We start from the raw sequence: 21717 nt of genomic DNA, 5'->3' as shown, positions 1-21717 counted from the left end.
GCACAGCCCCTCCGGGCCGAGTTTTTGTCCAGATATGCAGGGTTAGGGTGCCTTGAAGCCTGCATATCTGGACAAAAACTCCTGTGGCGGGGTCAGGTGCGTTCTCCCCTGCTGAAGCCTGCCAGGGCCGCGTCTCCCAGGTCCTGCCAGATGCTCCTGGACTGGCCTCCCCCGGTGCGGTCCGCCAGCCAGTCGCCGTAGCGGGTGATGTCCTCCCCGCCGGCAGCAGCCACGGCGTCGCAGGCAAATCCCACAGCCTTTGACCCGTCTGCCAGCTCAATGGATCCGAGCAGCATAGGTTCGGGCAGGGCAGCCAGGAACGCGCCCAGCCCTGCCGGGGACACCAGCCACCGCTCACCCACCAGCGCTGCGCCGTCGTCCGAGCGGTACACCCCCGGCTTGGGCGGCACGGTGTCCAGGGACACCATGCGGTAGCGGGCCGCAGTCCGCACCGGGCCGGCCCAGGCGGCGCCCAGTTCCTCCAGTTGCGGCGCCAGCGGCTGGCCCTTGCGGTGCGCGCCCACCACAACGAGCGGCACGGCCTTGGCACCTGCGGCCAGCGGCCAGGGAACGGACGACGACGGATTGGCAGCTTCGTGCGCCGGCGCCGCTCCCCCGGCAAAAAGCGCCGGAAAATCCGGGGTTGACTCCAGCCGGCGCGCAATATCGGCGGCAACGGCGTCGTCGAAGGTCCGGCCCACCACGGTCAGGCCGAACTGGGCGCCGTCCACGTCACCGGCCGGCACCGCTACCGCGCACAGGTCGAACAGGTTGCAGAAGTTCGTGTAGGTCCCCATCAGCGAGTTCACGCCCACCGGATCCGCGGCCACCTCGGCAAGGGTGGGGTGCAACGGGGCGGTGGGGATCAGCAGCGCATCAAACCCTTCCAGCTGGGCCATCGCCTTGTCCTTCAGCGCTTCCAGCCTGGCCGTATCAGCCACGTACCGGTGGGCAGGCACTGTGCCCGCGGCCCGGATGATGCCCTCCACCGTGGGGTCAATGCCCGCCGGGGTGCCAGCGCCGCCGTCGCCGTTTTCAAGGATTCCGCCTTCAAGGAATTCGCCGACTGCGGCGTAGCGCTCGGCCACCAGCCCGCCGTCGTACAGCAGCCGGGCAGCGTCGAGGAAGGCATCGAATTCGATGGCTTCAGCTTCCACGCCCAGCTCCCGCAGCCGGTTGATGTTCCGGTGGAACTCCGCGGCCCAGGATGCGGGCAGCGCCGGAAGGCTTGCCGGGTACGCAACACGTGGCCGCTCCGGCGCAGCCAGCCGGATATTCGCCGGCCAGGGCCGCGCACCTCCAGCCATGACCCCCATGGCGAGTTCTGCCGTGGACAGGTGGCGGGCGAAGATGGTGACGGCGTCCCAGGACCGGCAGGCCGGCACCACCCCGGCCGTGGACACCACGTGCAGCGTCGGTTTGATGCCCACGATTCCCTGCAGCCCGGCGGGAACCCGGCCCGAGCCGGCGGTGTCCGTCCCGATGGCGATGTCCACCAGGCCAAGTGCCACGGCAACCGCAGAGCCGGAGCTGGAGCCGCCGGAGATGAAGTCCGGGCGGCGGGAATCGCGGACCGCACCGTGCGGGCTCCGTGTACCGACGAGCCCGGTGGCGAACTGGTCCAGGTTGGTGGCGCCCAGGACCAGGGCGCCGGCAGCACGGAGCCGGGCCACTGCTTCCGCGTCCTGTCCCGCCGTGTACGCAAAGCCGGGGCAGGCCGCCGTGGTGGGGATGCCCGCCACGTCAACATTGTTCTTGACCGCGAGCAGGAGCCCGGCAAGGGGCAGGTCCGCACCCCCTGCAGCGGCGGTGTCGATCGCCGCTGCTTCGGCCAGAAGCTCGTCCGCCCCGCGGAGGGTGATCCAGATTTCCGGCCGGTCAACCGTTTCGAGTGCGGCGAGGGCGGCCCGGACCCGCGCGGTGGCCTTGCCGGTGGTTGTGCTGGTCATACTGCTGCCTCTTCCAGTTCCTGTGCTTCGATGACGGCCCCGGTTTCCGCATCCACCGTGCCGAGGACCACGACGGCCTCACCCGCAACAACCTGCGAGCCCGCGGCCGGCAGGACCCGCACCACCACGCCGTCGCATGGCGCTTCGAGCACGGTTTCCATCTTCATCGCCTCAAGGGACACCAGCGGCTGGCCCTGCACCACCCGGTCCCCTTCCTTGACATCGACCTTCCAGACGCTCGCCGCGAAGGGCGCGGCCACGAGTGACCCGCCGTCCGGAACCGCCACTTCATCCACAACCGGTGACACAACAGCGGCAAGAGCGTCAGCGCGGTCAAACTCGCCGGCATCGGCCCACGCCTGCCGTTCCACGGCGAACGCCGCGCCCTGTGTCTCACGGAACGCCGTGATGGATTCGCGGTTCTCCTCGAGGAACACCTCGTGCTCGGCCAGTGAGAAGGTGCCGTCCTCGATCTCCACGCCGCGGCCCCTGCCGGCGGCCATGTCCGCGCGCAGGTCCAGGAGTTCCTCGGGGCTGACCGGATACCAGGAGATGCGGTCGAAGAAGCGCAGGAGCCACGGCGAACCCGGTTCGAACGGGGCGGAATCCGCGTAGCGCGACCACACCTGGGTGGTGCGGCCAACGAACTGGTAGCCGCCCGGGCCTTCCATGCCGTAGATGCACATATACGCGCCGCCAATGCCCACCGCGTTCTCCGGCGTCCAGGTGCGGGCCGGGTTGTATTTGGTGGTGACCAGCCGGTGGCGGGGATCCAGCGGCGTGGCAACGGGAGCGCCGAGGTAGACGTCGCCCAGGCCGAGGACCAGGTATTCGGCGTTGAAGACGGTGTCGAACACGTCGTTGACCGAATCCAGGCCGTTGATCCGCCGGATGAACTCGATGTTCCAGGGGCACCAGGGGGCATCGTCCCGGACACCGGCCATGTAGCGTTCGATAGCTTCCCGGGTGGCGGGGTCGTCCCAGGACAGCGGCAGCCGGACGGTGCGGCTGGGAACCACCAGCTCCGAGCTCGCCGGCAGGGCTGCCTCGATTTCCTGGACGAGTCCCAGCAGCTTCTTCGTGGACAGGACCGACGGGTCAACCTTGATCTGGAGGGAGCGGATTCCCGGGGTCAGGTCCACGATTCCGGGCAGTCGGAGCTGCTCAAGGTGCTGGTGCAGGGCGTGCACCCTGGCACGGAGGCCAAGGTCCAGGACCATCTCCCCGTATTCCACCAGCAGGTTGTCATCACCGGAGCACCGGTAGGTGACCGCAGGCCTTCCGGGACCTTCCGGCACCCGGCCCAGGACGCCGTCGTCGCCGTCACCCCGCGCCGTACGTTCGGGACGGCCGGCGGCGGGCGCAGGTGCGGCCGCTGGAAGGCTTGTTGAGAAGTTGCCTGACCACCCGTCGTCGCCCGGCAGGACCAGCTGGCGGCCCGGGCCAAGATCCGTGGCCGACGGCGCCTGGCTGACGCGGACGGGAACGAACCGTACCTTGTCGCCTGGCCGGAGCTGCCCGAGCTTCCAGCGGTCGGCGGTCACCACGGTCACCGGGCAGACGAACCCGCCCAGGCTGGGTCCGTCCGGACCGAGCAGGATGGGGGTGTCACCCGTGAAATCCAGCGCACCAACTGAATAGGCGGTGTCGTGGATGTTGGACGGATGCAGGCCGGCCTCGCCGCCGTCGGTACGTGCCCAGCGCGGCTTGGGGCCGATGAGCCGCACGCCGGTGCGGGCGGAGTTGAAGTGGACCTCGTACTCGGACGCATAGAGCTCGTCGATGTCCTCGCGGCGGAAGAACTCGGGGGCACCGTGCGGCCCTTCCGTCACGGCAAGTTCCCAGGTTGAGGCCAGGGCGGGCCGGCTGTCCAGGGGAACTGCCGCCGTCGCCATTTTTTTGCTGCCGCCGCCAGCGGCCGGTGCTGCTGCGCGGAGGACGTCTCCGGCGCGCAGCACGCGCCCGGCATGGCCGCCGAACTGGCCCAGGGTGAACGTGGAGGCGCTGCCCAGGTACTGCGGGATGTCCAGGCCGCCCTGGAACAGGATGTAGCCGCGAAGCCCGGCGCCGGAGGCCGTGCCGGCGTCGAGCGTTCCGCCCGCCGGGACGGTCACGGGCGTCCACGCGGGCACCTCTTTCCCGTCGACGGTGACCGTTACTTCGGCGCCGGTGACGCAGACAGTGGTGGCGTGCGTGAAGGTCAGGGAGGGCCCGGTCATGGTGAACTCCAGGCCCGGGGCGCCTTCGGGGTTGCCCAGGGCGGTGTTGCCGAGCCGGAAGGACAAGTCATCCATGGGCCCGCTCGGCGGCACGCCGATCTGCCACAGGCCGGTCCGGCCGGGCCAGTCCTGGACGCTGGTCTGGAGTCCGGGGCGGCCCACGGTGATGCGGGGTTCGGGGTCGCCCACGTTGTCCAGCGTGCTGGTGGAGTGCTGCACGCTCCGGACCACGTCCAGGCCGGTGGCCGCGCGGAGCATCCCCAGGTTGGTCTCGATCCCGTCGATCCGGGTGCCGGCGAGCGCGGCTGCCAGCCGGTCGAAGGCCTCGGTGCGGGATTGGCCGGAGGTGATGATCTTGCCCAGGAGGGGATCGTAGTTGGTGGACACTTCGGTGCCTGTTTCCGCCCAGGCGTCCACGCGCACATCGGCGGAGGCGGGGTAGACGGCGTTGGTCACTGTGCCTGCGCTGGGCTGGAAGCCGCGGGCCGGGTCCTCGGCATAGACGCGCGCCTCAACGGCGTGGCCTGAAACGGGCAGGCTGTCCGGCCGGTCCGCCAGGACCGACGCCGCTTCAGGGCCGCCCTGGGCAAGGCGGAGCATCCACTCCACCAGGTCCACGCCGGTGACCGCCTCGGTGACGGGATGCTCCACCTGGAGCCGGGCGTTGACCTCCAGGAACGACGCCTCTTGGCGGGCGGAGTCGTAGACGAACTCCACGGTCCCGGCGGAGCGGTAGTTAAGGGACGCGCACAGGGCACGGGAGCTGCGGTGCAGTTCCTCGCGCAGTCCGTCCGGCAGGTCCGGGGCGGGCGCCTCCTCGAGGACCTTCTGGTGGCGGCGCTGGAGGGAGCAGTCCCTGTCGCCCAGGCTGACCACCCGGCCTTCGCCGTCGCCGAACACCTGGACCTCGATGTGGCGGGCGTTCTCCACGTACCGTTCGGCGAAGACGCCGGCGGTGCCGAAACTGGCACCGGCCAGGCGGGCCACGCGGGGAAAGCTCTCCGCGAGTTCGGCCTCGTCGCGGCAGACCGTCATGCCGATGCCCCCGCCGCCGCCGGTGGCCTTGAGCATCAGCGGAAAGCCAATAGTGGCGGCCGCAGCAACGGCGTCGTCAACGTCCGCCAGCAGGCCGGATCCGGCGATCATCGGCACTCCGGCGGCTTTGGCGGCATCGCGTGCCGTGTGCTTGGTGCCGAAGATGCGCAGCTGTTCGGCGGTGGGCCCCACGAACACCAGTCCGGCTGCCTCAACGGCTTCGGCAAATGCGGCATCCTCGGAAAGGAATCCATAGCCGGGGTGGATGGCACCGGCCCCGGCGGACCTGGCCGCGGCCAGCAGGGCGTCCACGCGAAGGTAGGACTCCTTGGCCGGGGCCGGCCCCAGGAGCACGGCTTCGTCGGCCAGCCGGACGTGTTTGGCGCCCCGGTCCGCTTCGGAGAATACGGCAACGGTCCGCAGTCCCAGCTTCCTGGCGGACTCGATGATGCGGCAGGCGATCTCGCCGCGGTTGGCAACTAAAAGGGTGTCGAAAGTATTCACAGTGCAGCCTCCGGCCGGGTGACAATCATGCGGACAGGGGTGGGGTTGAAGCCGTTGCACGGGTTGTTGATCTGCGGGCAGTTGGACACCAGGACCAGGGTGTCCACCTCCGCCTTGAGCGCCACGCGCTTTCCGGGAGCGGACAGGCCGTCCACAATGCCCAGGGCGCCGTCCGGGTCCACGGGCACGTTCATGAACCAGTTGATGTTGGACACCAGGTCCCGCTTCCCGAGGCCCCAGCGGGAGCCCTCGATCAGGAAGTTCTCCACGCAGGCGTGCTGTTCGCGGGTGTGCTGCCCGTAGCGCAGGGTGTTGGATTCCTGCGAGCAGGCGCCGCCGATGGTGTCGTGCACGCCCACCTCGTCAGCCACCACAGTCATCAGCGGTGCGCCTGATTCTGCCCGCAGGACCGACCCCGTGGTGAGGACGATCGACTGCTGCCGGGCGATGGTGGCGGCGGCCGAGTAGCGCACGGTGGTGTCCCCGGCTGCATAGAGCAGGCAGTCCACGGCCTGGTTGCCTTCCAGGTCCACAATGGTCAGCACGTCCCCGGCGGCCACGACGGCGGACCAGGGACCGCGTGCCTCGACGTATTCGTCAAGGACCACGTCTCCGGGGGCGAGGGCTGTCCGGCGGGCATCAGCGGCAGGAGCGGCGGAGGTGGCGGTTTTCATCGGGCGTTCCTTGCGGTGAGATCGTGTTCGGTGTTCTGCAGTGCCTGCAGGTGTTCAGGGGGCAGGGCTCCGGTGAGGGTGCCCGCTGCGAGGGCCGCGAGGTCCTGCGGCGCGTGCCAGGCAACAATGTCGACTGCGGCCCCCGTGAAGTCCGGGCGGGGGTCCAGCGGGTGTGCGGTGTTGGCCAGCACCAGGACTGCGTCCATCTGGAGCAGGAGTTCGACGGCGGCTCCCGGGCCTGCGCTTCCAGTGAAGGCAATGCTGCCGGCAGGGTCTACGGTGATGCCTTTGAAGAAGGACAACGACGGCGCCACGTCGGCGGGCCCCAGCCCGCTCTTGAGTGCGCCAAGGGTGAGCAGTTCGCGGGCCGCGGGGGATGCGCTGTGGGCGGTTCCGGCACCGTACCGGGCCGTGTTGCCTTCCAGGGTGGTGGCACCGGTCAGGGCGTCGTGCCGGGAGGAGGTGTCCGCCACGATGGTGGCCATCAGGCGCCCGGCGTCGGACAGGAGCGGGTGGCCCGTGCCCGGGTAGGCCTGCCAGGGGACCTTGACAGTGTCCGCCACGTTGAGCCGCTCGTGGAGGGCTCCGGCGCGGTAGAGGAGGGTGTGCACGCAGGCGTCACCGGAGGTGTCGGTGAGCCTGATCCGGGTGCCCCGGGCCAGGGACATAGTGGTGTAGCGGCCAAAGGCGAGGGATTCAGCCCAAGTAGGGGACGCGCCGTCGGGCAGTCCTTCCGTCAGGCGCGCCGGGGCCGTGGAAGCGGGCACGAAACGCATGGTCTCCACGGTCCTGCCATGCTGCTCCCGGGCGTGGGCGCGGGCGCCTGCGGTGGTGGCGGTGCCGGTTGCCGGGCTTTCGGTTACTTGTGTCATGTCGATCCTGTGCTGGTTCTGGAGAAGGGCTGTTGGACTGTTCGGGACTGGCTCAGGCGCTGGCCGCGAGGTTCCGGCGCCGCACCCAGATGCCCAGGAGCAGGACCACGGTGACCATCAGCGGTGCCGAGTAGAGCAGGATCCCGTTTTCACCGGAGGGGTCGTAGACCTCGGGCCGCGGCCAGGCGAGGTTGACCACCATCACGGCACCGTAGAGGACGGCGAGGATGTTGACGGGGAGGCCCCAGCGTCCCAGGGAGAACAGTCCTTCCGGCAGCGTCTGCCCCACCCGGTTCCAGTCGCCGCGGAGGCGGTTGATGAGCTGCGGCACGGTGACCAGGAGGTAGGCGAGGTAGACCATCACGATGCAGACGCTGCAAAGGGTGGTGAACAGTGCCGCGTTGCCCACATTGATGGCGAGGACGCCCACGGCCAGGGCCCCGATGACGATGGACGGCCACATGGGGGTGCCGCGGGTGGGGTGGACGGAGGAGAGCAGCGCGGATGCGGGGAGCTTGCCGTCCCGTGCCATGGAGAACACCAGGCGGGAACCGGCGGTCTGGATGGCAAGAGTGCAGACGAAGATGGCGATGGCGACGTCCACCAGCAGCACCTTGCCCCAGAAGGTGCCCAGGACGGCGGTGAGGACGTAGGGCAGGCCTTCGGTGGCGAGGCGGCCGTCGTCGAGGCTGGGTGCTGCCATCAGGGCCGTGATGATCATGAGCGCCCCGCCGATGCCCGAAATGAGAAGCGCCGAAAGAATGGTCCGCGGGGCCGTGCGGCGGGGGTCCTTGGTTTCTTCCGAGAGTTCGCCGGCGGAGTTGAAGCCCACCATCACGTAGGCGGCCATCAGGCCCGAGACCAGGAAGGCCCCCACTGCGCCGAGGTCCGATGTCTGGAGCACCGTGGTGTCCGCAACCACTCCGGGTCCGCGCTGGGCGGCGCTGATGAGGGCAAGGATCACGGCCACGACGCCGACGATTTCGCAGGTGACGCCGACCGAGTTCACGTGGGCCATGAGCCTGACGCCGAGCGAGTTGATGATGGTGGTGGCCACCAGGAGGACTGCTCCAAGGATCACGGCGTTGGCGGCGCCGGTAACGGTGTTCAGCGCGGGATCACCGCCCACCACCTGGAAGCCGTCCCACAGCTGGGGCAGTACCACCTGCAGGGCGATGGCGGCGGCTGCGGCTGTCACCACCTGGGCAATGGCCATGAACCATCCTGCGAACCAGCCCACGCCTTCCCCGCCCACCCGGCGCGCCCACTGGTACACGGCTCCGGACAGCGGGTAGCGGGCAGCGAGCTCCGCGAAGTTCAGGGCCACGAGCAGCTGGCCAATGAGGACCACCGGCCAGGTCCAGAAGAACGCGGGACCGGCAAACGAGTAGCCGAATGCGAAGAGCTGGAAGATGGTGGTCAGGATGGACACAAAGGAAAAGCCGGCCGCGAAGGAGGCGTAGCGGCCGAGTTTGCGGTGGAGGGTGGGCTGGTAGCCCAGGGACGTCAGGTCCGCATCGTCCGCATGGACGGTGGGAAGAACGGTTGAAGTCATCAGATTCTCCGGGGGGGGCTGGAATGCGTGGCGGGGGCCGCCGGTACTGCAGCACTCGGCCGAAAGCTGCGGAATACCGGTCACTTGATAGTTTTCCAGCGGGATGTCCCCGGGGAGTTTCACCCCTGTAAAAGGCGGATAGACATCTTGTTTCGGCAGTATTTCCATTCCCTCACCAAGGATTTGCGCGCGGGGCGGCAGCTTGGGAAATGCAAGAATGATGCGGTGACTTCAGCCGGACCGGGACGCCCTCGCAGCCAACAGCCCTCCAGGCCAGGGGCCACAGCCCGGGACGAAATCCTTGACGCAGCCGCTGAGCTGTTCACGACGCAGGGGTTCGCCACCACGTCCACGCGGTCCATAGCGGATGCGGTGGGAATCAGGCAGTCCTCGCTGTACCACCACTTCAAGACCAAGGACGACATCCTTGAGGACCTGCTGGAGGGCACCGTCCTGGCAGGGCTGGAGTTTGCCCGGGCGGTGGCCGACCTGCCGCCAGCCGAAGGGGAGGCAGCAAGCCGCCTTCACGCCGTCGCCCTCTACGACGGAACGCAGCTGTGCAGCGCCCGCTGGAACCTCGGAATCCTCTACCTACTGCCCGAAGCGCGCAGCGGCCGCTTTGCCCGGTTCCTGGCCGACCGGCAGGAACTGCGCAATCTGTACCGCGAACTGGGCGCAGCCCTGTCCCCCGCCGGCACAGCGGTCACCTGGCAGTCCAGCCCGGGAGACCTGGCGTTCCGGCTGGTGGAGTCGCTGATCAACCTCCGGGCGGACGGCATGGCAACCCCGGACTCGCCGCTGCAGGCTGCGGACGCGGGACTGATCCTGTGCGGGCTGGCCGCTGACCTGCCTGCCATCCGGGATCAGGGCGCCGCGCTCATCGCACGCCTCGGCTGACCCCCGCCGGCTGCAGCCGCTGTTTCCCGGCGCAGCGTGGTGCCTGCAATCAGGTTGCTCAGCTAGGCTCGGAACATGACGCGTGAGAACATCAGGACCCCCGACGGCGGCACGCTGGAGCTCTTCTCCACGGGCACCGAATTCGCTTCCGCCGGTTCGGGCGTTGTTATTGTGCCGCCCTCCATGGTGACCGCTGCGGATTACACCAAGTTCGCGCAGAAGCTCAGCGCGGCCCTGGGCCGGCCGGTGCACACGTTCAACAGGCGGGGCCGCGGTTCGTCGTCGCCCCAGCCCGAGGATTACACGCTGGACGTGGACATCCGCGACCTGCAGACGGTCATGAAACATACGTCCAGCACGGACGTGTTCGGCCACAGCTTCGGCGGCGCCGTTGCGCTGCACGCAGCCCGGACGCTGCCCGTTGAGCGGCTGGCCGTGTACGATCCCGCCGTCTCCGTGAACCACAGCGTCAAGGCGGACTGGACGGCGGAGTACGAGCGTGCCGCCGCTGCCGGCGACGACGACCGCGCACTGGCCGTGCTGCAGCGCGGGCTTGAAGCCGGCGGCGCGTTTTCGTCCCGCATGCCGCTCTCCATGCTGACCCTGGCCAACAAGCTGACGGCCGGAACCTCGGAGGGCAAGCAGCAGCGGGAGATGATGCGCACCGGCGTCCGCGAGATCAAAGCGATCATTGCCGCGGACATGCCGGCCGAGCCGTTCCTGGCGCTGCCGCTGGAGACACTGATTGTGGTGGGCGAGAAGAGCCCGGCGTACTTCGGGATTGCCTGCGGCCAGATCCACGACGTGCTCTCCGGCTCCAGCTACACCATCCTCCCCGGCCACGGCCACGACGGCGTCATCAAGGCCCCGGACAAGCTGATCAAGGAACTCGCCGACTTCTACGCCGGCTGACCCCATCCAAGTAGCAGCAGATGTCCGTTTGAGAGCTCATTCCGGCATCTGCTGCTACCCAGTTTGGTCAGTGGGCCGCGTGGGCCGGGACGGCACCTTCGGTCTTGCGCATCATGGCGGAGAGTACGACGGCGGCAAGGGAGATCACGGTTGCCGTCATGAAGGCTGCACTCATCCCCGCGACGAGTCCCGATGACGCGGACACCACAGCGAAAATGGACACCAGCAGCGCGGTGCCGGCGGCGCCGGCCACCTGCTGGGTGGTGCTCATGATAGCCGAGCCGTGGGAGTAAAGGTGCGGCGGCAGCGGGTTCAGGCCGGTGGTGAACGCCGGGGTGAACAGCAGCGCCAGGCCGAAACTCAGCCCCACGTGCAGGGTGACGATCCATGCCACGGACGTGCCGGCGTCGAGCATTGAAAACTGCCAGAGGGACAGCACCATCAGGACGGACCCGGTGGTGGTGAGCGGCAGCGGCCCCACCTTGTCGAACAGGCGGCCGATGACCGGTCCCAGCAGGCCCATGGCCAGGCCGCCGGGGAGCAGGGCCAGCCCGGTTTCCAGGGCTCCCAGGCCGCGCACTTCCTGCAGGTAGAGCGGGAGCAGGATGACGCCGCCAAACAGGGCCATCATGGCCACCACCATCAGCAGCACGGAGACCGTGAACATCCGGAAGTTGAACGCGCGAAGGTCCAGCAGCGGGGCTTCGGCCTTCTGAAGCCGCACCTGCAGAAGGACGAAGACCGCGAGGCTGGCCACACCGATCACCAGGGCGGCAACAGCCGTGGTTCCGGGGCCGGCCTGGCCGCCGTGGCCGCCGCCAATCTGGCTGAGGCCGTAGACCAGCCCGCCGAAGGCAGGGACGGTGAGGACCACGGACAGCGCGTCGAGCCTGGTTCGTTCCGTTTCGCCGATGTTGGTCAGGTACTTTGCGCCGATCGCCAGGGCCGCAAGGGCAACGGGAAGGACGAACACGAACATGAAGCGCCATGTGAAGTGCTCCAGAATCAGCCCGGAGACGGTGGGACCCATGGCCGGAGCGACGGAGATGGCGATGCTGACATTGCCCATCACGGCGCCGCGTTTGGCCAGCGGGACAAGGGTGAGGATGGTGGTCATCAGCAGCGGCAGCATGATTGCGGTGCCGCCTGCCTGGATGATGCGGGCCAGCAGCAGCAGCTCGAACCCGGGGGCCACGGCGGCGAGGGCAGTACCACTGGCGAAGAGGCCCATGGCCAGCATAAAGACGGCCCGGGTGGACAGGGTTTGCAGGATGAAACCGGTGGTGGGGATGACCACGGCCATGGTGAGCATGAAGCCGGTGGAGAGCCACTGGACGGTGGGCGCATCCACCTGCAGGTCCACCATGAGCCGCTGCAGGGCAACGTTCATGATGGTCTCGTTGAGGATTACCACGAACGTGGCCACCAGCAGCGTGCTGATGATGGTCACCGATTCGCGGGACATCTTCTCCGGCGCGGCGGCGGGCCTGGATCCTTCGGTGTTGACGGACTGGCCGCTTGCGTTCGGCGAGACTTCGGTAGACATGGGTGTTCCCTCAGGGAGTGTTTTGAGTGGTGCGCGGGGATGGCCGCTGCAGATGCCAACACTCTACCGGTTGGACTAATTCCCGGCACCGGAACATTTCTAAAACCCTGAGGGAACACCTGGGGGCTGCGCTGCCGGCAGCCCCCGCAGTTTTAGGCCGTCTGGCCGGCGTGCCGGCCTTCCGAGATTTCCTCCACCAGCTTGCTGTTGAAAGCGGGGAGATCGTCAGGGTTGCGGCTGGTCACCAGACCCTGGTCCACAACCACTTCCTCATCGGACCAGTTGGCGCCCGCGTTCTTCAGGTCGGTCGCCAGGGTGTGGTAGGACGTGACGTTCCTTCCCGTCAGGACACCGGCTTCGATGAGGAGCCAGGGGCCGTGGCAGATGGAAGCCACCGGCTTGTGCTGCTCGAAGAAGCTCCGGGTGAAGCTCTGGGCGTCCTTGTCCACGCGCAGATGGTCGGCGTTGACGACGCCGCCGGGAAGGACCAGGGCGTCGTAGTCGGAGGCATTTGCCTCCGCGACGGTGAGGTCGACGCTGAACGTGTCACCTTTTTCAGTGCCGTTGTACCCCTGCAGCTTTCCGCTCTTGGGTGCCACCAGGGTGGGCTGGCCGCCGGCGTCCTTCACTGCCTGCCAGGGGCTGGTGAGCTCAACCTGCTCCACGCCGTCCGTCAGCAGGAATGCGACCTTCTTGCCTGCGATGCTGTGTTCTGACATTTTCTCCTCCTGGCCTGGGCCGGACCGGCACCTGGTAACTGGCGCCGGCCGCGGCCCGAAAGTTTTGCTTGCCGGACAACTTCCAGCCTAGGAAGAAGGAAAGTGATAAGCAAGCTGACTATTCCGTGCTGCCTCCCCTATTTGACGGACCCGGCCGTGAGTCCACCCACAATGAACTTCTGCAGGTATAGGAACAGGAGGAGCACCGGCAGCGCGATCATCACCGATCCGGCGGCGAAGACGCCGAGGTTGTTGCTGCGGTCGCCTGCGATGATGCCGAACATGCCAACTGCCAGTGTCTTGACGCCGTTGTCCGTCAGGAAGATGCTCGCCAGGATGTACTCGCCAATGACGGCCACGAACGCCAGCAGTCCGGTCACGGCCAGCACCGGTGTGATCAGCGGGAGGATCACACTGGTGAACGTCCGGAAGTGTCCCGCCCCGTCGATCCGTGCCGCCTCGTCGAGCTCATGCGGAATGGAATCGAAGAAGCCCTTGATGAGCCAGACCTGCCCCAGCGCACCGCCCATGAGCACCAGTGCATAGCCGGCCAGGGTGTTCAGCCCGATGGCCGGCACCACCTCGCCGAACTTCGCGATCATGAGGAACAGGGCCACGATGGCCAGGAACTGCGGGAACATCTGGACCAGGAGCAGCGCCAGCAGTCCGCCGCGGCGCCCGTAGAAGCGGAAGCGGGAGAACGCGTAGGCTGCAAGCGTGCTCAGCAGGACCTGCGCCACGGAAACCACAGTGCAGAGGACCAGGGTGTTCAGGTACCACGTTCCATACGGCCCCTTGGAGCCGCCCAGCAGAGTCTCGAAGTTGACCAGGCTGAACGTGGTGGGAACCAGTTCCGTGGTGGCCACGCTGCCCAGCGGGTTGAACGCCGCGGAAATGATGTAGAGCACGGGGAACCCGGCAAAGGCGACGCCCGCCAGGCCCACCATGTGCCGCCAGCCCACTTCCCGCCACCACCGCCTGCCGCGGGGCAGCTCAAGCCCGTCCTTGCGGACCAGCATCTTGGTCCGGCGCGGCGGTGCACCTTTTTCTGCCGGTGCTTCCGTGAGCAGGTTGGTCATCGCACATCCTCCAAGGCTTTGGTGTAGCGGAACTGGATGCCTGCGAGCACTGCCGTGACAATGAACAGGACTACGGAGATTGCCGAGGCGAAACCGAACTCGGCGCCGGCACCGCCGAACGCGATGCGGTAGGCGCCGCTGATCAGAATGTCGGTGGCGCCGATCTGACCGCCGCCGGCAGGGAAGGGACCGCCTCCGGTGACCAGCTGGATGACGTTGAAGTTGTTGAAGTTGAATGCGAACGAGGACACCAGCAGCGGCGCAACGGCCACCAGCAGCAGCGGGAACTGGACCTTGGTGAAGGTGGTCCAGGAGCTGGCGCCGTCGATTTTTGCCGCCTCTGCGATGTCCTGCGGCAGCGCCTGCAGCGCACCTGTGGCAATCAGGAACATGTAGGGGAAGCCCACCCAAAGATTCGTCAGCAGCACGGCCACCTTGGCCAGGAAAGGGTCGCCCAGCCAGTCGATCTTGGCTCCGCCGAGCATTGAATTGATGAGCCCGAAGTCCTTGTTGTAGAAGCTCTGCCACACGATGAAGGAGATGAACACCGGGATGGCGTAGGGAACGATGATGACGGCCCGGTAGAGCTTGAGTCCGCGGATGCGGGGGTCGTTGAGGGCGCTGGCGAGGAGGAGTCCGACGACGAAGGTGGTGGCCACCGAGCCGACGGCGAAGACGAGCGTCCATACAAAGGAGCCCAGGAGGGCGTCACGGACCTGGGGGTCGGTGAAGAGCCGGACGTAGTTGGCAAAGCCGACGTTCTTTTCCCAGCTCTGGTCGAATCCCTTGCTGCCGCTGGCATCGGCAAAGTATTCCCGGTCTCCGAACTGCTGGACGGTGAAGACCTTCCCGGAAACCGCATCGGTGATGCTGTCCGTTCCGGCGTCGTAGGTCAAGGTCTGGACCCCCTCAAAGGCACGGTTGATGCCCTGTGCGCGGATGGCGCCCTTGTCCGTGGGAACGGTCAGTCCGCTGATCTTCGCCCCGGCGGCGTTGACTTCCTTGCCGGTGAGGATCTGGTACCCGTCCGCAGCGCGGACGTAGCCGCCGTCGACCGTCACGTCCTCCGCGGCAAGCGGGCGCAGTCCCTGCCCGTCACCGGCAAAAACATCGTTCGACGGTGTCTCCACCAGGAAGAACGTGAAGGGGCCATCGGCGGCGGACCCTTCGGTGCCCACCGTGAGGTTGAAGGTCCTGGATTCGGGCAGCTGGGTCACGGAGTTCCGGACGATGGTGGATACCGCGTCCTCCTTGGACCCCCGGGTCCCGTCGCCTGAGTTGGTGAAGGAAAGCTGCACGGTGGAAAGAATCGGCAGGAGGACGAAGACTGCGAGGAGCAGGGTGCCCGGCAGCAGGTACTTCAGCGGCACCAGGCGTTTCGTGGAATAGACGGCCAGAAGCCCGGCCGCGCCGGCCCACAGTCCGATGAGCATGCCCCACTCGCCGCCGGCAATCAGCAGCGGCGTCAGGGACACAGCGGTCCCAAGCACGGCGCCAAGCCCAAGGATCTTGGCCAGCAGTGCGGGGACCGACGCGGTGGAGCCCAGCGAAAGTCCGGACCCCACCGCCTTCCCCGAGGAATTCTTGATTCGGGTGGTCATCGCCGGTGTTACTTCAGCGCACCGGCGATTGCCTGGCCGGCCTGCTCCATGGTGGCCGCCGGGTCTGCGCCACCGGCAATGGCAGCTTCTGCCTGGCCCAGCGGGGCCCACACGGCAGCCATCTGGGGCAGCGAAGGCATGGGGATGCCTGCAGCCGCGGCATCGGCGGCGATCTTGGTGTCCGGGTCGGTCTTCGCCACTTCCTCCACCAGGGATGCGATCGCCGGCGGGATGCGGACTGCCTCATACAGCGCGCGCTGGGTTTCCTTCTGCGATGCGGCCGTCTGGACAAAGGTTTCGGCGAAGGACTTGTTCTTGCCCTTGGACGCGACGTAGAACGACTGCACGCCGGTGAAGGGCTGGGCGGGCTGCATGCCGGCGAAGCCCGGAACGGCGCTCAGGCCGTAGTCAATCCCGGCTTTCTTCACGTCGCCAAGAGCCCAGGGGCCGTTCACCATGAAGGCTGTCTTGCCCTGGTTGAACAGTGCAATGGAGTTGTCGGCGCTGACGGAGCTGCTGAGGACCTTGGAGCCCTTTTGGCCCAGTTCAGAGATCTTTTGGGCAGCTGCGATGGAGCCCTCCTTGCCAACCCCGAGGTCAGCGGTGTCGAAGCTGCCATCGGCCTTTTTGCCGAAGAGGTAGCCGCCGGCGGAGGAGTAGAGGGGCTGCATGAAGTAGGCGTCGCCCTTGGGGCCCACCTGCAGGTTCAGCGCCCGTTCAGCGGTCCCGGCGGCAACAGCGGCATTGCCGGCGGTGAGCAGCTCCTCGAAGGAAGCGGGCGCCTCGGGGGCAAGTGCCTTGTTGCGGATGAGCACCAGGGATTCCACGGAAGCGGGCATGCCGTAGGTCTGGCCGTTGTAGGTGACGGCGTCCGTGGCGACAGGCAGGAGGTCCGCTTTCTGCTCAGCCGTGATCTGGACGGGATCGATGGCGCCGTTCTGGACCAGGTTGCCGATCCAGTCGTGGGCTCCCATCACAATGTCCGGGCCGTTGCCTGATGCGTTGGCCGTGACGAAGTTGGTCTGCAGTTCGGTGGCCACGGTCTGGACTTCCACCGTGATGCCGTTCTCCTCGCCGAACTTGTCCGCGATGGGCTGCAGCGCCTGGACCACGGGGCCGTTGGCCCAGATGACGAGGTCGGCGTCCCCGCGTGCGGGTGCCTCGCCGGAGGAGGCGGGGGCAGCTGCGGCACTTTCGGAGGCAGCGCCTGATGCGCCGCCTGCCGGAGCCTGTCCGCCGGAGCAGCCTGAGGCGAGAAGCATTAGGGAGACGGCGGCCGCCGTCGTGAGTGAAAGCCTGGCCTTGCGGACCAAGGGCTTGGTAAGAGCTGTGCGCACCGATGCGCCTCCTTCATGAATTGGGCAACTGCCCGGTGTAAGAAAATGCCCGCCCTGGGAGATATCGGCGGTAAAGCGCCAATGCCGGCGGTGAGACAAGTCACAACTGTAAGCGATTCCAATGAGAACGTCCACACGGTTAGAGAATTAAAGATTTCCTTGCCATTCATTGATGGAAGCTGTTCCATTTTTCGCGCAAAGACCGCTAGCATAACCGGATGACCAACACACTCATGCTTGACGAGTCCGACGTCTCCGCCCTCCAACTGGTGCCGGTCCACCCCGCCGACCAAGGCACGGAGTGGTGGCGGTCCTCGGTGATTTACCAGATCTACCCCCGCTCGTTCCGGGACCTCAACGGCGACGGCGAGGGCGACCTGCCCGGCATCACGGCCGAGCTGCACCAGCTGGCGGCGCTGGACGTTGACGCCGTGTGGCTCTCACCCTTCTACGTCTCGCCGCAGCGGGACGGCGGGTATGACGTCGCCGACTACTGCGACGTCGATCCCGTCTTCGGGACACTGGACGACTTCGACGCGCTGGTGGCCCGCGCGGACTCGCTGGGCATCCGGGTGATCATCGACCTCGTGCCGAACCACTGCTCCTCCGACCACGCCCTGTTCCAGGCCGCGCTCCAGGCAGGGCCGGGCAGCCCTGAACGGGAGATGTTCATTTTCCGGGACGGACGCGGGGAGTCAGGGGAGCTGCCGCCCAACAACTGGCAGTCGCACTTCGGCGGCCCGGCCTGGACCCGCATCACCGAACCCTCCGGCGAACCCGGGCAGTGGTACGTGCACCTTTTCGATTCCTCACAGCCGGATTTCAACTGGGACAACCCTGCCGTGCACGCCGAGTTCGAACGTGTCCTGCGCTTCTGGCTCCAGCGGGGTGTCGCCGGCTTCCGGGTGGACGTGGCGCACGCCCTGGTCAAGGCCGATGGACTGCCGGACTGGCACGGACGGCCCGACGGCGTCAGCACCGACGAGTTCCCCGGCCACCTTGCGCCGATGTTCGGGCAGCCGGAGATCCATGACATCTACCGCAGGTGGCGCGAGGTCCTGGCCGAGTTCGACGGCGACCGCATCCTTTGCGCGGAAGCCAGCATCGATCCCCTGTCCCGGTTGACCAACTGGGTCCTGCCGGACCAGATGCACCAGGCGTTCAACTTCGCCTACCTTGGCACCCCGTGGGACCCGGCCCGGCTGCGTGCCGTGATCGAGAGCTCGCTGCGGATGTTCGATTCGGTCGGGGCACCCACCACCTGGGTCCTTTCAAACCACGACGTCGTCCGGCACGCAACGCGCTTCGGCATGGTGGAGCCTGCGGCCCGCCCCGGAGACGGTCTGGGTGCCGAAGATGTCCAGCCTGATGCGGAGCTGGGCCTGCGACGGGCCGCCGCAGCCTCGATGCTCATGCTCGCCCTGCCCGGCGGCGTTTACCTGTACCAGGGCGAAGAGCTGGGCCTGCCCGATCACACCACCATGGACCACGCGTTCCGCCAGGACCCCTCGTTCCGGCGCACCGCAGGAGAACGCATCGGCCGGGACGGCTGCCGGGTGCCCCTGCCGTGGGAGGCGAACGCGCCGGCTTTCGGTTTCAACAGCACCGGTGAGTCCTGGCTGCCGCAGCCGGAAGCCTGGGCCGCGCTGTCCCGGGATGTGCAGGACCGGGACGGGTCCTCCGTCCTGTCGCTGTACCGCCGGGCCCTGGGGCTCCGCCGCGCCCTGAAGCTCGGCGCCGGTTCCCTGGACTGGCTCGAAGGGTCCTCGGCCTCGGATTGCGTGACGTTCGTGAACAACGGAGTCCTGGTGATGATGAATATGGGTGAGGCGCCGGTTGACCTGCCCGGCCTGGAGATCCTGCTCAGCACGGATGGGGACGCCGCCGCCCAGCGTAAACTGGGTCCTGCGCAGTGCATCTGGCTGCGCATGGGGCCAAGCGGAGCATCAGAGGGTCAGTGGCAGGAATCAGGGATGTAGCACGTTTGGCAGGTGTTTCGCAGGCGACGGCGTCGCGGGCTTTGAGCGGGAAGGGCAGTGTGTCCGCCCGGGCTAGGGAGGCCGTGACCGCCGCCGCCAGCGAACTCGGCTTTGTCATGTCCTACCACGCCTCCAGCCTGGCGAGCGGGCGCAGCCACAACATCGGGGTAGTCCTCCCCTTCGTCAACAGGTGGTACTTCGCCACGCTGCTCGAGGGCGCCAATTCAGCCCTGATGGACGCCGGCTACGACCTCACCCTCTACGACTTCCAGGGCGACCGGTACCGGGAGTCCGTGCTGGGGGACTTCCTCCTGCGCAAGCGCCTCGACGGCGTCCTGGCCGTCTCACTCCAGCTCAACGCCCACGAGACCGAACAGATCCTGGCCGCCGGGATTCCGGTGGTAGGCGTGGGCGGTCCGCTGCCGGAGATCCCTACCCTCCGGATCGATGACGTGGAGGTGGGCCGCCGCGCCACCAACCACCTGATCAGCCTGGGGCACGCACGGGTGGCGCACCTCGGCGGCGAGCACGAGTATGGCCGGAACTTTGAGATCTCCAGCGGCCGGCGTGCCGGCTACGAGGAAGCGATGGCGGAGGCGGGCCTTCCCCTGCGCGAGGCGTGGTCCCTGATTTCCGACTACTCGGCGAACGATGCGTACAAGGAGACGAAGCAGCTCCTGGCGGATGCAGAGGAACGGCCCACCGCCATCTTCTGCGCCTCCGATGAAATGGCATTCGGCGCAATGCTGGCTGCCCGTGACCTCGGGCTGCGGATCCCCGAGGAGCTGTCCGTCATCGGGGTGGACGGCCACGAAATGGGCGAGATCCTGGGGCTGACCACCATCGACCAGTTTCCGCGGAACCAGGGCACGCGGGCCGTGGAGCGCCTGCTGGCGCTGGTGCAGGACGACGACGGCGGCGCCGCCGGGCCCGCGGACGAACTGATGCAAACCCGGTTGGTGGTCCGGTCAAGCACCTCCGCTCCCCGCACTCCGGACCGGCAGACCCGCTCCGGACAGAGCGGGTCTGCGTCGACGGTTGGCCGCCCTTAGCCGACGGCGCGGATCCGCACGGCAATGAACTGGCGGCCAGGCAGCTCCACCCGGAACCGCCCCTCCACGGTTCCGGGCAGGGTGTCCACCATCATGTTCCAGGTGTCGATGATGTCCACCTGGTACTTCCGCCCCGCGGGCATCACGAAGTTCCGGTACGTGGGCTGGTTAAAGCCGAAGTAGTTGATCTCGTACTCATGCCGGATACCGGCGGTGGGAATGTCCCAAGCACTGGGCAGGGGTTCCAGGAACCCGCCGGGCGTTTCTTCCAGGATGCGGCGCAGGAACGCTATGCGCTCCGGGCTGCTGCCGTGGAATTCCCCGCCCTTGGCCCACCATAGGACGTCGCTTGGATGCATGTACGTTTCGCCGTGGCCGACATAGCCGCCTCGCACGGCGCCTTCCCAGAACCGCCGGGTCATTTCCTCTCCAGTGATGTTTCCCCACCCCTGGTCGATGTTGCCTTCGTAGGCGCACTCGTCGATCACCACCGGCTTCTGCCAGCGGTCCCGCCATTCCCCCGTGAACTCGGCGGTCTTGTGCACGTCCTGGCGCTGGATGCTGCTGTGCGTGATCCACGGACGGCTGTAATCGTAGAATGCCTGGCAGTTGTGGATGGACAGCAGGTGTCCCGAGGGGTCGTTGGCCTGGACAATGCCCGCGAAGCGCTCCCAGTCCTCGGTGGTTTTGCGGAACAGAAGGTCGTATTCGTTTGCCAGGGACCACCAGATATTCCGATGTGAAGCGAGCCGCGCCACCACGTACTTCAGGTAGCGGTCGTCCTGGCCGGGGGTCATGGTGGAGAAACCCCAGCGGTCGTAGGCGTGGAAGAGGATGAGATCCGCTTCGATGCCCAGTCCATCCAACTGGCTGATCCGCTGCTCGAGGTGGCGGTAGAACGCCGGGTTGGGCCGCTCGTAGTCGAAGCCCGCTGCAAGGGAGCCCTCGAACGGATACAGGTCCGGCTCGTTCTCATTGAAGAGGTACGACTTGGGGAAGACGCACATGCGCATCTTGTTGAAGGGCCCCGCTGCCAGGGTGTCGAGGGTCTGCTTTTCTACGGCCTCGCCCTGGTGCGTCCATGCGTAGGCCGTGGTGCCGATGGGCAGGTAGGGGGTGCCGTCGTCGTAGGCGAAATGGAAGGTGTTGGCCACCCGCACTACGCCCCTGAAGCCTGCCGCCGCCTCACGCGCGAGGAACGAGCCCCTGATCCCGTCCAGGGAGCGGGCGTTGCTGGACGTGGCGAAGGTCCACTCCCCCGCCTCGGGGACCAGGAGCCTGGCCTTGAAACTGCCATCGCCGTCGTAGAAGCCGGGAACACTGAGCAGCTCACCGGAAGGTGCGGTGAACTCCACCCGGAGGTCGACGTCGGTGAACGGGTTGCCGTGCGAGGGCCCGGCGAAGGTGACTTCGAAGCGTTCCAGCGCTGCCGCCGTCGGAGGCAGCGCAACAGCAGCGCTTCCCCGCTCCACCGTCTCCGGCTCGTAGCCGGCGGAGGGTGCGGGAACGTCGACGGCGGCAGCGGCAGCCCGCTGCGCCACGGTGTCCTCCGGCTCCAGCTCTCCTATCAGGCGGAGGATTTCCGCTACCTCGTCGGGCTTTCCCTTCAGCGCGTCCTCCGTGCCCAGGATCATGCCCACCTCGTGGAAGTACAGGGTGTGCAGGAGTGGGTTGTTGGTCAGCGTGGGCACATGCTCGTTCAGTATGCGGTTGCCTTTGGAGTGCGCCATCACAAAATACAGGGGGCTCTCTGCGGTGAAAGTTGTCATCGTTGCCTTCTTGGTCAG

Annotated in this window: 15 protein-coding genes; 4 read left to right on the top strand and 11 right to left on the bottom strand. The window is 67.2% G+C overall.

The features are described from left to right. Positions 1-92 precede the first annotated feature (92 nt). The 5 genes from atzF to ABRP28_RS17255 are packed head-to-tail and all read right to left on the bottom strand — an operon-like array spanning position 93 to position 8808. On the bottom strand, positions 93-1949 hold the full coding sequence (gene atzF / locus ABRP28_RS17275) for an allophanate hydrolase (protein ID WP_350001272.1): 1857 nt from the start codon (positions 1947-1949) through the stop codon (positions 93-95). Then, a complete protein-coding gene (gene uca / locus ABRP28_RS17270) occupies positions 1946-5707 on the bottom strand; it encodes an urea carboxylase (RefSeq protein WP_350001274.1) in 3762 nt (1253 codons plus the stop codon). Before uca ends, atzF begins: the two co-directional genes overlap by 4 nt. Continuing rightward, a complete protein-coding gene (locus ABRP28_RS17265; protein ID WP_350001276.1) occupies positions 5704-6381 on the bottom strand; it encodes an urea amidolyase associated protein UAAP2 in 678 nt (225 codons plus the stop codon). The genes uca and ABRP28_RS17265 overlap by 4 nt, the downstream gene beginning before the upstream one ends. Beyond that, positions 6378-7253, bottom strand: a complete 876-nt coding sequence (locus ABRP28_RS17260; RefSeq protein ID WP_350001278.1) for an urea amidolyase associated protein UAAP1 — start codon at positions 7251-7253, stop codon at positions 6378-6380. The genes ABRP28_RS17265 and ABRP28_RS17260 overlap by 4 nt, the downstream gene beginning before the upstream one ends. Positions 7254-7305: 52 nt before the next feature. After that, complete coding sequence (locus ABRP28_RS17255) at positions 7306-8808, bottom strand: amino acid permease (protein ID WP_350001279.1); 1503 nt, start codon at positions 8806-8808, stop codon at positions 7306-7308. A 225-nt stretch (positions 8809-9033) separates the two neighbouring features. Between ABRP28_RS17255 and ABRP28_RS17250 the strand changes: the two genes are divergently transcribed. Together ABRP28_RS17250 and ABRP28_RS17245 are read left to right on the top strand one after the other, a co-directional pair. Beyond that, positions 9034-9705 carry a TetR/AcrR family transcriptional regulator gene (locus ABRP28_RS17250; RefSeq protein ID WP_350001280.1) on the top strand — a complete coding sequence of 224 codons (672 nt, stop codon included), beginning with the start codon at positions 9034-9036 and terminating at the stop codon, positions 9703-9705. Between the two features lie 75 nt (positions 9706-9780). Beyond that, positions 9781-10617, top strand: a complete 837-nt coding sequence (locus tag ABRP28_RS17245) for an alpha/beta hydrolase (protein WP_350001281.1) — start codon at positions 9781-9783, stop codon at positions 10615-10617. Between the two features lie 67 nt (positions 10618-10684). Here ABRP28_RS17245 and ABRP28_RS17240 read toward each other — a convergent pair whose 3' ends face one another. From ABRP28_RS17240 to ABRP28_RS17220, 5 genes are all read right to left on the bottom strand, one after another. Then, positions 10685-12163, bottom strand: coding sequence for a DHA2 family efflux MFS transporter permease subunit (locus ABRP28_RS17240; RefSeq protein WP_350001282.1), 1479 nt, complete (start codon positions 12161-12163; stop codon positions 10685-10687). Positions 12164-12315: 152 nt separating this feature from the next. Beyond that, positions 12316-12882, bottom strand: coding sequence for a type 1 glutamine amidotransferase domain-containing protein (locus ABRP28_RS17235; RefSeq protein WP_350001284.1), 567 nt, complete (start codon positions 12880-12882; stop codon positions 12316-12318). 137 nt (positions 12883-13019) lie between these two features. Beyond that, positions 13020-13961: a sugar ABC transporter permease gene (locus ABRP28_RS17230; RefSeq protein WP_350001286.1), complete on the bottom strand. Its 942-nt coding sequence runs from the start codon at positions 13959-13961 to the stop codon at positions 13020-13022. Beyond that, entirely contained in the window at positions 13958-15562 is a 1605-nt protein-coding gene (locus ABRP28_RS17225; RefSeq protein WP_350001288.1) for an ABC transporter permease subunit, read from the bottom strand. The genes ABRP28_RS17230 and ABRP28_RS17225 overlap by 4 nt, the downstream gene beginning before the upstream one ends. 8 nt (positions 15563-15570) lie before the next feature. Next, entirely contained in the window at positions 15571-16899 is a 1329-nt protein-coding gene (locus ABRP28_RS17220) for a maltose ABC transporter substrate-binding protein (protein ID WP_350001290.1), read from the bottom strand. Between the two features lie 218 nt (positions 16900-17117). Here ABRP28_RS17220 and ABRP28_RS17215 point away from each other — a divergent pair, with 218 nt between their 5' ends. After that, positions 17118-18878 (top strand): alpha-amylase family glycosyl hydrolase, encoded by a 1761-nt coding sequence (locus ABRP28_RS17215; protein WP_350001292.1) that lies wholly within the window; start codon positions 17118-17120, stop codon positions 18876-18878. Next, complete coding sequence (locus ABRP28_RS17210) at positions 18857-19930, top strand: LacI family DNA-binding transcriptional regulator (protein WP_350001294.1); 1074 nt, start codon at positions 18857-18859, stop codon at positions 19928-19930. Before ABRP28_RS17215 ends, ABRP28_RS17210 begins: the two co-directional genes overlap by 22 nt. Here the strand turns inward: ABRP28_RS17210 and ABRP28_RS17205 are convergent. Beyond that, on the bottom strand, positions 19927-21699 hold the full coding sequence (locus tag ABRP28_RS17205; protein WP_350001295.1) for a DUF5605 domain-containing protein: 1773 nt from the start codon (positions 21697-21699) through the stop codon (positions 19927-19929). The two genes, ABRP28_RS17210 and ABRP28_RS17205, sit on opposite strands and share 4 nt — an antisense overlap. Positions 21700-21717 lie beyond the last annotated feature (18 nt).

This window comes from Pseudarthrobacter sp. WHRI 8279 (assembly GCF_040224115.2).
Taxonomy (GTDB): domain Bacteria; phylum Actinomycetota; class Actinomycetes; order Actinomycetales; family Micrococcaceae; genus Arthrobacter.
This window is presented reverse-complemented; position numbering and strand designations above follow the sequence as displayed.